We start from the raw sequence: 12,385 nt of genomic DNA, 5'->3' as shown, positions 1-12,385 counted from the left end.
TCTTGTGCGCGCAAATATGTCGGCAATGTGAGGCCAGCACCGGCAGCCATACCAGTTTTGAGCACGCCACGACGCGAGAAGTTCGAATTGGACATTATTATCCTCCCTAGAGTTTTCTGTTGGTTGGGCCTAACCGCCCGGCAACAAGCACTTTTACAGTACAATTATCAGTTTGGGTCAGTTCGTCCGGTTTCAGCAACAAACCATTGAGGGCGCTAGACTTATTTGTAAAATCATGCACAAATGAAGTGTAAAAATAGTCAATCCGTTTTCTTGCATCCGCAGAAAGACACTGAAACTACAAGAGGAATTTGCCGTGCCAACCCAAAGGCTTGTAGGCTCACGCATCCGAGAAAAGCGTCTTGACCGCGGTCTCAGGCAGGCTGCGGTAGCGGAAACAGTAGGTATCTCTCCATCTTATTTGAACCTGATAGAACACAATCGCCGCAGAATCGGCGGAAAACTTCTGGCTGATCTGGCCCGCGTTCTGGGCGTTGATACCTCCCTTTTGATTGATGGCGCGGATCGCGAGATGCTGGACGAGATGCGCAGTGCGGCTGCCGTCTCGGGCGGCCAGGCCGAAGTAGACCGGACCGAGGAATTGGCGGCCCGCTATCCGGGGTGGAGCAGGCTCATTGCGACCCAGGCGCGCCGGATCGAAATGCTTGATGAAAAATTGCGCGTGCTGACCGACCGTCTTGCCTATGATCCGCAATTGGCCGGATCGCTCCACGAAGTGATTTCGGCTGTCAGCGCGATCCGGTCTTCGGCCTCCATTCTTGTGGGAACCGAGGAGCTTGATCAGGACTGGCAGCGCCGGTTTCATGAAAACATCCACAAAGACAGCGTGCGTCTGGCGGCAAGTAGCGAGGCACTGATCACCTATCTTGAAGCGCCCCAAACGCTGGTCGAACAGGCCGGAACACCTTTTGAGCAAGTCGAAAGCTATTTGGCCAAGACCGGGTTTCATCTGGCGCAACTTGAAAGCGATCAGCCCGATGTTGCGCGGGTCGTCAATGAAGCGGGTTTCACGGGTGCTGCTGCACAGCATTTCCAAACGATTGCGGAACGCTATGCGGGGGACGCCGCACTGCTTCCGCTTGGACCCTTTGAAAAGGCGTGCAGGCGGACGGGGTATCATCCGGCACTCCTTGCACAAGAATTCGGGGTGCCTTTGGCCACAGTCATGCGGCGGCTCGCGCATCTGCCGCGCGACAAAGATCACCCGCCCATCGGCTTGGCGATATGTGATGCATCCGGTGCGCTCACCTATGCAAAGCCGGTCCCGGGATTCTCCCTGCCCCGTTCAGGCGGCGCTTGCCCGCTTTGGCCTTTATTCGGCGCACTCAGCCGCCCGCTGCAACCGCTCCGTTTGGACGCCGTGCTCCCCGCGCCCAATAGCACCCGGGTGTTGTGTTACGCTGTCGCGGAACCTCAAGGGCTGGCAGAGTTTGATTTTGTGCCTCCGTTGCAAAGCACGATGATTGTCTTTCCCGACCCTCCCGAAGCTGAAAAAGCACCGCGTCCAATCGGGGTATCATGCCGGATTTGTCCACGGATCGATTGTGCCAGTCGCCGCGAACCCGCATTTATGGGGATCATCGGCAAAACGGGACTTTGACAGCGTTCGGAATACACGTGATAGTCGAAACGTGTAGGATCCTCGCCTTCGGGCAGGATGAGGGAAATGGGAGGCGATGGGATGGGCAAACGCGTCCTTCTGATCGAGGATGAACCGAACATCATTGAGGCGATCAGTTTCATACTGTCGCGCGACGGCTGGACTGTTCACACCCATGAGGATGGAACAACCGCGATGGACAAGGTCCTTGGTTTGCCACCTGACATGATCATTCTTGACGTCATGCTGCCCGGGCGCAGCGGCTTTGATATTCTGCGTGATTTGCGCGCCAGCCCTGTGACAAAAGATATCCCTGTGATGATGCTTACTGCGCGCGGTCAGGAAAAAGATCGTGAACTGGCGCTGCGTCTTGGGGCCAATCACTTCATGACCAAACCGTTCTCGAATGCCGAGGTGCGCGACTATGTCCGCAGCCTGATGGAGGCATGAGCCGCAAACCCAAGCCTACGGTTTTTCTGCAACGGGCCAGCTACCGGCAGCGCCGCCTGCGGGATGCGTCCAAGCTCTTGCCTTTTGTCGGTATTGTTCTTTTTGCAATTCCACTTGCCTGGACGACCCAAGGACCAGATCAGAAGGTCGGGTCGCTGGGGCTTATCTATGTTTTTGGAGCCTGGTTTGCATTGATCGCTGTCTCGGGTGTTTTGACCAGTCTGATACGCCCAGACCGTACAGAAGACGATAATGGGCCGCCCGAGCCATGATGTCCTTCAACGCTCTGATTGCCATCGCGCTTGGCTATGTTGTGTTCTTGTTCTTTATCGCGTTTCTGGCAGAGCGCCGCGCCAAGGCAGGGCAGAACAGTTGGGTGTCTTCCCCTTGGATTTATACGCTCTCGATCAGCATCTATTGCACCGCTTGGACGTTTTATGGCGCGGTTGGCTATGCTGCGCGATCCGGATTGGAATTTGTGACAATCTATCTGGGCCCCACGCTGGTGATGGTGGGGTGGTGGTGGATCTTGCGCCGACTGGTGCGGATCGGGCGCGCGCAACGCATCACATCTATTGCTGATCTGGTGTCGTCCCGTTTCGGCAAGTCAACGCAATTGGGAATGATCGTGACCGTCATCTCGGTGATTGCAGCGACGCCTTATATTGCCCTGCAACTGCAATCCGTCACCCTGTCTTTTGCTGTTTTTGCGGAAACCGGAGGGGCAAACTGGAACGAGGCCGACTTTAATGCGGCGGCCGTCTGGACATCTGTGGGTCTTGCCGTCTTCACGGTCATTTTCGGAACCCGCAATCTTGACGCCAACGAACGCCACCACGGTGTCGTCATGGCAATTGCGGTCGAGGCTGTTGTAAAGCTTCTTGCGCTGGTTGCGGTCGGTGTCTTCGTGGTTTGGGGGATCGGGGGAGGGCCGAGCGAAATTCTCGACCGGATCGACAACTCGGACATTGTCTTGTGGCACAACGATGGCGGCCGGTGGATCAGCCTGATTTTCCTGTCAGCGGCCGCTTTCCTGTGCCTGCCCCGGATGTATCAGGTCCTTGTTGTTGAAAACGCCGACGAGCGGCATCTGCAAATCGCAAGCTGGGCGTTTCCGCTGTATTTGTTTGTGATGAGCCTTTTCGTCGTGCCGATTGCTGTGGTTGGGCTGGACTTGATGCCGCCCGGCAGCAACCCGGACCTTTTTGTAGTGACGGTTCCCCTCAGCGAAGGGCGTGATGGTCTTGCTGTTTTGTCATTTCTGGGAGGCTTTTCGTCCGCAACATCCATGGTGATCGTTGCGACCATCGCCTTGGCGACGATGGTATCGAACCATATTGTCGTTCCAATCTGGTTGCGGCTTCAGGCCAATCAACATGCGGTTATGTCTGGTGATGTGCGTCATGTCATTCTGCTGTCGCGTCGTCTGACCGTGGCCGGCATCCTTGGGTTGGGATATCTTTACTATCGGTTTTCAGTTGGTGGCACGGCGCTCGCCACAATCGGTTTGATCTCCTTTACCGGGACGGTTCAGGTTCTGCCTGCGATGATCGGGGGGATATTCTGGCGCGGCGCAACCGGCATCGGCGCGGCTGCCGGCTTGGTGACAGGGCTGATCGTCTGGTTGTGGACTTTGTTCTTGCCCACTTTCGGAACGGATGCAGTGATCAGCCAAGCGGTGATGGACCACGGTCTTTTCGGGCTTTCGATCCTGCGACCGGAGGCACTTTTCGGGATCAGCGGGCTTGATCCTTTGGTGCATGGTATCTTCTGGTCAATGCTCTTGAACACGGCGATGTTCGTCATCTGCTCTTTGCTGACGTTTCCCGCACCTTTGGAGCGGCTTCAAGGCGCACAATTTGTCAACGTCTTTGACCACTCGACCGCAGCGCCCGCTTGGACCAATGCCGCGACGGGGGCAGAAGATCTATTGATCATGTCGCAGCGGATCATGGGCAGCGCGGAAGCGCAGGCACTTTTCGAGCAAGAGGCGCTTGATCAGGGCAAGAGCGGCTATCTGCCAGAGGTCACGCCCACCTTTATCGAGAAACTAGAGCGTGAGTTGGCAGGATCTGTCGGGGCGGCGACAGCGCACGCGATGATCCTGCAACTGATCGGCGGCAGCAGCGTCTCTGTTGAAGATCTTATTGCGGTCGCCGATGAGGCGGCGCAAATCCTCGAATACTCCAACCGCCTCGAAGCAAAATCGAAAGAACAGGAAAGCACCGCCCGTGCATTGCGTGCGGCCAATGAAAAGCTGACCGCGCTTTCCATCCAGAAGGATGCGTTTCTGAGCCAGATCAGCCATGAACTGCGTACTCCGATGACATCTATCCGGTCGTTCTCGGACATTCTGCGCGAAGGAGAGATGTCTCAGGACGAATATCGCCGCTATGCCGCGATCATTCACGCCGAGGCCGAGCGCCTGACACGCCTGCTTGATGATCTGCTGGACCTTGCGGTGCTTGAACACGGACAGGTGGTTCTGCGTGAGCAAACAGGCCGGATGTCCGACTTGCTGGATCGGGCTCTCGGGGCGGCGGGTTTGCAGGACGGTGTGCTGAAAGTTGTCCGCGATCCAAAGACAGAAGATGTGGTCCTGACCACTGATCTGGACCGTCTTGTACAGGTTTTCATCAATCTGATTTCAAATGCACGCAAATATTGCGACGCCAAGAAACCTCAGTTGAAGATCAAAGTCACTCGTGAAGGACAGACTTGCACGGTCGACTTCATAGACAATGGCAGCGGGATTGCGCCCGAGAAACGCGCGTTGATCTTTGAAAAATTCTCGCGGGTGGCTGACGGGTCCAAAGCGGGTGGCGCCGGGCTTGGCCTTGCGATCTGTCGCGAAATCATGCAGCGGCTTGGCGGGGATGTCACCTATGTGGCACATAAGTCCGGGGCATCATTCCGCGTGCGTTTGCCGCATGTTCAAAGAGTGGACGCGTTAGAAGAAACGTAACCTCTGACGCGGTAAGGTCGGTGCAAATCATCTTTGGCAGGCCGATGACCCAAGACACACATACGCTATTGATGCGACGGATGACCCGCTCGCACCCCAAGGACGTTGCGGAAAATCCGCTGACCTCTTCGCGTGCGGTGCGGATGGCACTGACCAAGGCCGCCAATGACGCTGTTGGATTGTCTGTCGTGGTATCCAGCGTGGCGGAAGAGGTGATGCAGCTTGACGACATGCTGGGCTCTCTCGAGGACGGATTGATGTTGCTTGGCTTGATGGTATCCGGCCGGTCGGTTGGGATGATCGCGCTTGATATGCAGATGCGCGCGGCTGTGCTTGAGATGCAGACAACCGGGGCTTTGATCGCACAAAAGGCTGATGATCGCCCGCCCACGCGCACCGACAAGACGCTTTGCGATCCGCTGCTTTTGACCTTCCTCGATGCCTTTCCGCACGCGGTCATTGGCACCTCACTCGAAGGCTGGACCGACGGTGTCGTGCTGGGTGACCAGATTCAAAGCACGCGCGCTGCGGGTCTGATCCTGCAAGATCGTGACTACCGCGTGGTGCGGATGCGTGTGGATCTGGATCTCGCTGATCGCCAGGGCCTCTTGGTCATGACTTTACCTCTGGTGCATCATGATCCCGATCCCGTTTCGGCCCAACCGCCAGAGGTGGATTGGCAGACCGCTTTTGAGCAAGTGGTCCATGACACGCCCGCGTGTCTGGACGCGCAGTTGCACCGTTTCCCCATTTCGCTGGCGCGGGCAGAGACGCTCAAAATAGGGGATGTCCTGCCTTTGCCGGGATGTACCGTGCATTCGGTCCGCCTGCTTGATCCCGATGGAAAGGAGGTCGCGCAGGCCAAGCTGGGCCAGATCGGTGGCAAACGCGCCGTGCGTCTGCAAGCAGCGCCCGTGCCGCAGCTGACAGAGCTGGCCGCCGGCACGCCATCCCTTGGGCCCATAGGCTATAGCCCGGAGCCAGACCCGGTTGCGGACGCGATGATGCTGGCATCAGAGCCCATGTCGGCATTTCCGGCGGATGACGCCGATTTCGCCCTGGACGCTGCAGACGGGGATATGCCGGACTTCATGGCAGGTCCGGATCATCCGATCTTTTCAGACGACGAACCTGCCTAGATGGACCCTATGCGCCCGCCAGCGCGTTCAGTTGCGGGCGCAAGCCGCCAAGGTCATATCCTGCGGCGGCGGCGGCGGCGATGATCTCATCCGCCGGCATCTCTTTGGCCTGACCCATGGCCCAGACAATCGAGGACCGCGTGCCAGAGGCGCAGTAGGCCAGCGTCGGCCCGTCAGACGTGTCCATCGTCGCCTTCTGCAGCGCGACCATATCCATGTTCAGGCCCTGATGGGTGACCGGATTGTCGACAAAAGCCAATCCGGCGTCTTTGGCCGCCGCTGCAACGACAGTTGCGGCCAAGCCCGGCGGGTTCTCCGCATCGGGTCGGTTGCAGATGATGGTTTTGAAACCAGCATCCGCGATTGCCTGAATGTCCTCGATCCCGATTTGGGGCGAAACGGCGTAAGTTGGGGTCAGTTGACGAATATGCATGACAAGCTCTCTAAACGGGAACGAGCTGTTGGTCCAGACGTGCCCTGATGGGTGGTGCTGCAAGCATGCCTGCAAACATCGCGCCCACAAAGAGCCAACCGCCAGCGCCACCAAACGTCAGCGACGCCATGGCCGGACCGGGGCAGAGACCGGCCAAACCCCAGCCCACGCCAAAGAGCGTTGACCCAATCACGAGGTTCCGCCCAACGCGGGGTTCTGGTGGTGCGGGAAAGCTGGCAGCAAGCACAGGCTTGCGGCCACGGGTGAATTGCCATGCAATGGCCATCGGAATGATCGCGCCGCCCATGACAAAGGCCAAGGTCGGGTCCCAGTCACCAAAAACATCAAGCCAGCCTTGCACTCTGGTGGTTTGGGTCATGCCGGAAATCAGCAGACCCAGCCCAAAAAGCGCGCCGACGATAAATGAAACAAGACTGCGCATCAGATGACTCCCAAGATGTGTTTGAACAGAACGACCGTGAGACCGCCTGCGCCGATATAAAAGGCCGTCGCGATGATCCCGCGTAGCGACAGCCGCGAGATGCCACAAACGCCGTGGCCAGAGGTACAGCCATTCGCAAGCCGCGTGCCGATCCCGACAAGAAGGCCCGCGACGATGATCACAGCCCAATTGCTTGTCAGATAGGTCTGGCTGCCACCCACGGCCCAAGCTGCGATCCCCGGCACGATGATCAAGCCAGCGATCAAGGCCACCCGTTCGAACCAGTCACTGCGCCCGCTGCCATCCACCAGGCCGCCGATGATGCCGGATGCACCCATCACCCTGCCGTTGACGAGCAAGAAGATGGCCGCAGCCGTGCCGATGAGCACGCCACCGACGAGCCCCATGATCCATTCCATTGGCATGATATAGTCCTTATCCTTTTGTTGACGTCAAAGCGCGTTGATCGGCACTTTGAAGTAGCTTTGCCCGTTGTCTTCAGGCTCTGGGAAATGGCCTGCGCGCATGTTGGTTTGCAGCGATGGCAAAATCAGCCGCGGCATCCCCAGTTTGGCATCGCGTTCTTGCCGCATTGCCACGAATTCTTCCATCGGGCGCCCTGCGCCGATGTGCACGTTCAGCGCCTTTTGCTCGCCCACGGTGGTTTCCCATGCAAATTCATCACGCCCCGGTGCCTTGTAATCGTGGCCGACAAAGATCCGCGTGGCGTCAGGAAGCGACAGGATCTTCTGGATCGAGGTATAAAGGTCCTCGGCAGAGCCACCGGGGAAATCACAGCGCGCTGTACCAAAGTCCGGCATAAACAGAGTATCGCCGACAAAGGCCGCATCACCGATAACATAGGTTAGGCAAGCAGGCGTATGGCCGGGTGTGTGCATGACGTCCGTGCGCATCTGTCCGATGTGGAAACTGTCCCCATCGGCGAACAGCGCATCAAACTGGGATCCATCGCGCTGGAATGCGGTGCCTTCGTTAAAGACCTTGCCGAATGTATCTTGCACGATCGTGATATTGGCGCCGATCCCGATTTTCCCGCCCAGGTGCTCTTGCAGATAGGGGGCAGCCGACAGGTGATCGGCATGGACATGACTCTCCAATATCCATGCAACGTGCAGGTCTTCGGCCTTGATCCATGCGATGATGGCGTCGGCCGACTGTGTATTGGTCCGGCCAGAGGCCTGATCGTAATCGAGGACGCTATCGACAATGGCGCAGTTGCGTCCTTGCGGTTCGCGCACCACATAGGACACAGTGTTTGTGGCGTCGTCAAAGAACGGTTTCACTTCTGGTGTCATTTCGAATCTCCTTTGGGTACTAACATAGTTGATAGAATATACATTTCAATGTTGAAATGTGTTTAATTGTAAGGTATGGATGGATATGGAAAATCCGATACAAATCATGGCCGATCCGATGGATGCAGCCGCCGCCGAGGCCGCAGAGCTTCTCAAGTCTTTGTCCAACCCGGGCCGTTTGCGCATCTTGTGCGCCCTCGTCCCAGGCGAAATGACCGTAGGAGAACTGGAGGAGACCATCGGTGCCAGCCAATCCTATGTCTCTGGTCAGCTTTTGCGTTTGCGCAACGAAGGTCTGGTTGCCTGTGAACGCGACGGCCGCAGCATGCATTACCGTTTGGCCGATCCGCGCGTGCGGCCGCTGCTGGAGCGCATTTACGAGCTGTTTTGCCCGACCGAATAGGCGGCCAGTTCGGCTCTGGCCACTTGTCTGCGATGGACGGCATCCGGCCCATCAGCCAAACGCAATGTCCGCAGGTGCGTCCATTGGCGGGCAAGGGGGGTGTCCTGCGATACCCCGGCCGCGCCGTACATCTGGATCGCTTTGTCTGTGATATCCAGCGCCACTTGCGGAGCGACAACCTTGATCTGGCTGATCCAGGGGGCTGCGGCCCGTTTATCGCCCTGATCCATCATCCAGGCGGCTTTGAGACATAACAGTCGCGCCTGTTCGATATCCATGCGCGCCTTGGCAATGATGTCATAGTTCTCGCCCAACTGGGCCAGCGGCTTGCCAAAGGCCTCGCGGGCGACAGCGCGCGCGCACATCAACTCGAGCGCTTTTTCCGCCTGTCCAATCGCGCGCATGCAATGGTGGATGCGCCCAGGCCCAAGCCTGCCTTGGGCGATCTCGAATCCGCGCCCTTCGCCAAGGAGCAGGTTTTCAGCCCGGACCCGCACATTGTCATAGCGGAAATGCATATGCCCGTGAGGGGCGTCATCATGCCCGTAAACTTCCATCGGGCGCAGCTTGATGATGCCGGGGGTATCGGCGGGGACCACGATCATGGAATGGCGCTGGTGCTTTGGCCCGTCATCGCGGGTGCGCACCATCACGATATGCACCGCACAGCGCGGGTCTCCGGCCCCTGTGGCCCACCATTTTTGCCCGTTCAGGACATAATGATCGCCGTCCCTTTCGCAGCGCATCGCGATGTTTGTAGCGTCAGAGCTTGCCACATCCGGTTCCGTCATCAGATAGGCAGACCGGATCGCGCCCGCCATCAGGGGTTTCAGCCAGCGCTCTTTCATGGCCTCGGTACCGTAGCGGGCAAACACCTCCATATTGCCAGTGTCGGGGGCGTTGCAGTTGAACACCTCGGCGGCCAGATGGCTTTTGCCCATTTCCTCGGCCAGATAGGCGTATTCGACCGTGGTCAGGCTAGGCCCGTCGCGGAAGGTATCCCAGAAATTCCAAAGGCCGCGGTCTTTTGCTTTGGCCTTCAGACCTTCCAGAATTTCAGTCTGGCGCGGGGTAAAGCGCCAACGGTCGCCGACGCTCACCTCGGACAGGAATTCCGTATCAAGCGGTGCGATCTCTTCGGTGATCATGGCCTTGACTGCGGCAAGTATTGGTTTGAGCCGTTCTGTCTGTCCCAGATCCATTCCTGCACCTCCCGCTTGGCTTGGGCCATCGTGCACCGCGCGGGCCGGGTGTCAATCAATCGCTTGCACAAAGCGGGGCAGGTGGCCCAAATAGCGGATATGAAAGAAGCCGCAAAGAACCTCGGGATCAGTTTCAGCGATCTGGATGCCTATCTGGGGCAGGTCATCGATGAATTCGAAGGGCTGACAGAGGTCGTGAAATTCGGCACCGGCCAATCGAACCCGACCTATCAGTTGATGGCAAAAAGCGGGACCTATGTTCTGCGCAGCAAACCACCGGGGCGGTTGTTGCCCTCGGCCCATGCGGTCGAGCGGGAATACCGCGTCATGCAGGCCCTCGCCAAGACTGCCGTGCCAGTGCCAGAGGTTTTGCATTTGGCACCCGCGGATCAATCACCCAGCAAACGCGCGTTTTTTGTGATGCGCTATCTGCCGGGGCGGATCTTTTGGGATCCGGCGTTGCCCGACTGTGATCGCCAAGAGAGAACGGCGATTTACGATGCCATGAACGCAGCACTCGCCGCGTTGCACGATCTTGATGTCGAAAGCATCGGGCTTGGGGATTACGGCAAGCCGGGCAATTATTTTGCCCGTCAGCTGGACAGGTGGAGCAAACAGTATCTTGCATCGACCGATACCCCCATGGATGCGATGTTAGAGATCATGGCTTGGCTCGAGGCGCATATGCCCGCTGATGACGGGCAGGTCTCGCTTGTTCACGGGGACTGGCGGCTGGACAACATGATCTTTTCGCCCCAGGCACCGACAATCGCGGGCGTTCTGGACTGGGAGCTTTCGACGCTGGGGCATCCGATGGCCGATCTGGCCTATCAATGCATGCAGTGGCGGCTGCCGAACAAGGGGGACATGCGCGGTCTGGGCGGGGTGGACCGCGCGGGGTACGGTCTGCCAAGCGAGGCCGCCTATGTGGCCGACTACATTCGGCGCCGCGGTTTGGGCACCATTGCTGATTGGCCGTTCTACCTTGTCTTTGCTTTCTTCCGGCTCGCTGCGATTCTGGCTGGTGTCGCCGCGCGCGCGGCAGCGGGAAATGCTTCAAACCCGGCGATGGCGCGCAAATACGGGGCGGCTGTTCCAGCGCTCGCCGCGATGGCCACGATTATCATGTACGAAGGTGCGGAACTCTAACCCAGCAGCACGCCAACGATGACAGCCATCAGGCCGATCATCGAGATAAAGAGCGCAATCAGGTTCACCGGCAGGATTTTCGCAATGCGCGCGCGCAACTCTTCATCGGGCAATCCCGCGCGTTTTGCACGGGCCACAGCGACGATACTGTAGATGATGCCACATAGGCCCAAAGCCGAAAGGGCCGCGCCGATCCAAACAATGATTTCCATGACAACTCCCGCCGTTTTGAGCGACCTACCGCGCGTGGCGTATCTTCGCAAGGGTTGCAGGGGATCAGGGCAGGCGCTAGTCAAAGGCAACTTTTCAGGAGAGCTTTGATGAACGATTCCGTGATCGATACCGCCAGCACCGTTGCAGGGCAGGAACTGCGCCAGTTTGTGGAGCGTTACGAACGGCTCGAGGCTGAAAAGAAAGACATTGCGGACGCACAAAAAGAAGTCATGGCAGAGGCCAAAGGGCGTGGCTATGACACCAAAGTCCTGCGCAAGATCGTGGCGATCCGCAAGCGCGACGCGGGTGATCTGGCCGAGGAAGAAGCGGTCTTGGAGATGTATAAGGCCGCGCTTGGCATGTAAGCGTCAAGCGAAGGGCATAATCAGCTCCACGCCCTCCATCTGCGCGATATCCTCCAGATCATCCTCGTAGTTTTCGGTCATTTCGATGATCGTATCAGCATCAAGCTCGGGCAAATCGATGTGATCTTCGTATTGTTCCGGCAGGGCATGCTCTTCCATCACGTCGGCGATCATATTGTGCCTTGTCGCACGATCAGCCGTTGGGTCCGCGTCCATGCGCGCCTGTAATGCGGCCAGCCCGGTTTCGGAGATGATGCCGGACAGGACGTCATATTCCCCCAAGATCGGGCTATCCGCTGCGATCCCCGAGATGCGCCGGATCAGGTCTTCCCAGATCAGGGGGGTGTCTTCATTGCACCAGACACACAGCGGCGTGTCGGGGGCGGCACGCTTGATGCGGCGGATCACGTCAGACCACATCAGGTCTGTGGGATCTTGCAGCCCAAGATAGGCGCCGAGGCTTGTCGCTTCTGCGCGTTTTGCTGTTTCTTGCAAAAAGCTGACTGGATTGCGCAGTCCCATGAACAGCGAAATCTGATCAGTCGCAAAAAGCTGGTGCAGGCCGCGCACCTTCATTTCCGCTTGCGGATAAAAGACCCCGCTATCGAAAATACGCTTTGGAACCGCGATAAAGTTGTCGTTGCTCATCACCAACCGCGTGATGTCATCATCCTCGACAATAGCATC

The 12,385-nt window shown here is 58.0% G+C and carries 16 protein-coding genes; 8 read left to right on the top strand and 8 right to left on the bottom strand.

The window, feature by feature from the left end; all coding sequences use genetic code 11:
• A partial coding sequence (locus tag NWQ23_RS12015; protein ID WP_306166605.1) for a twin-arginine translocation signal domain-containing protein occupies window positions 1-95 on the bottom strand: 95 nt, incomplete at its 3' end.
• 221 nt (window positions 96-316) lie between these two features.
• Between NWQ23_RS12015 and NWQ23_RS12010 the strand changes: the two genes are divergently transcribed.
• The 5 genes from NWQ23_RS12010 to NWQ23_RS11990 all read left to right on the top strand — a co-directional run bounded on the left by NWQ23_RS12010 (window position 317) and on the right by NWQ23_RS11990 (window position 6,175).
• Window positions 317-1,621, top strand: a complete 1,305-nt coding sequence (locus NWQ23_RS12010) for a helix-turn-helix domain-containing protein (protein WP_306166604.1) — start codon at window positions 317-319, stop codon at window positions 1,619-1,621.
• 81 nt (window positions 1,622-1,702) lie between these two features.
• Window positions 1,703-2,071, top strand: a complete 369-nt coding sequence (locus NWQ23_RS12005; protein ID WP_306166603.1) for a response regulator transcription factor — start codon at window positions 1,703-1,705, stop codon at window positions 2,069-2,071.
• Window positions 2,068-2,343: a hypothetical protein gene (locus NWQ23_RS12000; protein WP_306166602.1), complete on the top strand. Its 276-nt coding sequence runs from the start codon at window positions 2,068-2,070 to the stop codon at window positions 2,341-2,343. Before NWQ23_RS12005 ends, NWQ23_RS12000 begins: the two co-directional genes overlap by 4 nt.
• Window positions 2,340-5,036, top strand: coding sequence for a sensor histidine kinase (locus NWQ23_RS11995; protein WP_306166601.1), 2,697 nt, complete (start codon window positions 2,340-2,342; stop codon window positions 5,034-5,036). Before NWQ23_RS12000 ends, NWQ23_RS11995 begins: the two co-directional genes overlap by 4 nt.
• A 44-nt stretch (window positions 5,037-5,080) precedes the next feature.
• On the top strand, window positions 5,081-6,175 hold the full coding sequence (locus NWQ23_RS11990; RefSeq protein ID WP_306166600.1) for a FliM/FliN family flagellar motor C-terminal domain-containing protein: 1,095 nt from the start codon (window positions 5,081-5,083) through the stop codon (window positions 6,173-6,175).
• 7 nt (window positions 6,176-6,182) lie between these two features.
• Here the strand turns inward: NWQ23_RS11990 and NWQ23_RS11985 are convergent, their stop codons facing one another.
• The 4 genes from NWQ23_RS11985 to NWQ23_RS11970 are packed head-to-tail and all read right to left on the bottom strand — an operon-like array spanning window position 6,183 to window position 8,366.
• Complete coding sequence (locus tag NWQ23_RS11985; RefSeq protein ID WP_306166599.1) at window positions 6,183-6,608, bottom strand: TIGR01244 family sulfur transferase; 426 nt, start codon at window positions 6,606-6,608, stop codon at window positions 6,183-6,185.
• A gap of 10 nt (window positions 6,609-6,618) precedes the next feature.
• Window positions 6,619-7,050, bottom strand: a complete 432-nt coding sequence (locus NWQ23_RS11980; protein WP_306166598.1) for a DUF6691 family protein — start codon at window positions 7,048-7,050, stop codon at window positions 6,619-6,621.
• Window positions 7,050-7,475, bottom strand: coding sequence for a YeeE/YedE family protein (locus NWQ23_RS11975; protein ID WP_306166597.1), 426 nt, complete (start codon window positions 7,473-7,475; stop codon window positions 7,050-7,052). The genes NWQ23_RS11980 and NWQ23_RS11975 overlap by 1 nt, the downstream gene beginning before the upstream one ends.
• A 27-nt stretch (window positions 7,476-7,502) precedes the next feature.
• Window positions 7,503-8,366, bottom strand: a complete 864-nt coding sequence (locus NWQ23_RS11970; protein ID WP_306166596.1) for an MBL fold metallo-hydrolase — start codon at window positions 8,364-8,366, stop codon at window positions 7,503-7,505.
• 85 nt (window positions 8,367-8,451) lie between these two features.
• Here NWQ23_RS11970 and NWQ23_RS11965 point away from each other — a divergent pair, with 85 nt between their 5' ends.
• The gene (locus NWQ23_RS11965) at window positions 8,452-8,769 is read left to right on the top strand and encodes a helix-turn-helix transcriptional regulator (protein ID WP_306166595.1); all 318 of its coding nucleotides are present in this window, start codon (window positions 8,452-8,454) and stop codon (window positions 8,767-8,769) included.
• Here NWQ23_RS11965 and NWQ23_RS11960 read toward each other — a convergent pair.
• Window positions 8,742-9,971: an acyl-CoA dehydrogenase family protein gene (locus NWQ23_RS11960; protein WP_306166594.1), complete on the bottom strand. Its 1,230-nt coding sequence runs from the start codon at window positions 9,969-9,971 to the stop codon at window positions 8,742-8,744. The genes NWQ23_RS11965 and NWQ23_RS11960 overlap by 28 nt on opposite strands.
• A 99-nt stretch (window positions 9,972-10,070) precedes the next feature.
• Here NWQ23_RS11960 and NWQ23_RS11955 point away from each other — a divergent pair, with 99 nt between their 5' ends.
• On the top strand, window positions 10,071-11,120 hold the full coding sequence (locus tag NWQ23_RS11955) for a phosphotransferase family protein (protein WP_306166593.1): 1,050 nt from the start codon (window positions 10,071-10,073) through the stop codon (window positions 11,118-11,120).
• On the opposite strand, the gene NWQ23_RS11950 is transcribed toward NWQ23_RS11955, so the two are convergent.
• Window positions 11,117-11,332: a hypothetical protein gene (locus NWQ23_RS11950; protein ID WP_306166592.1), complete on the bottom strand. Its 216-nt coding sequence runs from the start codon at window positions 11,330-11,332 to the stop codon at window positions 11,117-11,119. The genes NWQ23_RS11955 and NWQ23_RS11950 overlap by 4 nt on opposite strands.
• A 108-nt stretch (window positions 11,333-11,440) precedes the next feature.
• On the opposite strand from NWQ23_RS11950, the gene NWQ23_RS11945 reads away from it, so the two are divergent.
• Window positions 11,441-11,698 carry a DUF2312 domain-containing protein gene (locus NWQ23_RS11945; protein ID WP_306166591.1) on the top strand — a complete coding sequence of 86 codons (258 nt, stop codon included), beginning with the start codon at window positions 11,441-11,443 and terminating at the stop codon, window positions 11,696-11,698.
• Between the two features lie 3 nt (window positions 11,699-11,701).
• On the opposite strand, the gene NWQ23_RS11940 is transcribed toward NWQ23_RS11945, so the two are convergent.
• On the bottom strand, window positions 11,702-12,385 hold a 684-nt coding region (locus NWQ23_RS11940; RefSeq protein ID WP_306166590.1), incomplete at its 5' end, for a hypothetical protein.

This window comes from Yoonia sp., assembly GCF_030731595.1.
GTDB lineage: Bacteria > Pseudomonadota > Alphaproteobacteria > Rhodobacterales > Rhodobacteraceae > Yoonia.
Note: the sequence above shows the minus strand (reverse complement) of the source record. Positions and strands in the feature narration are given on the sequence as shown.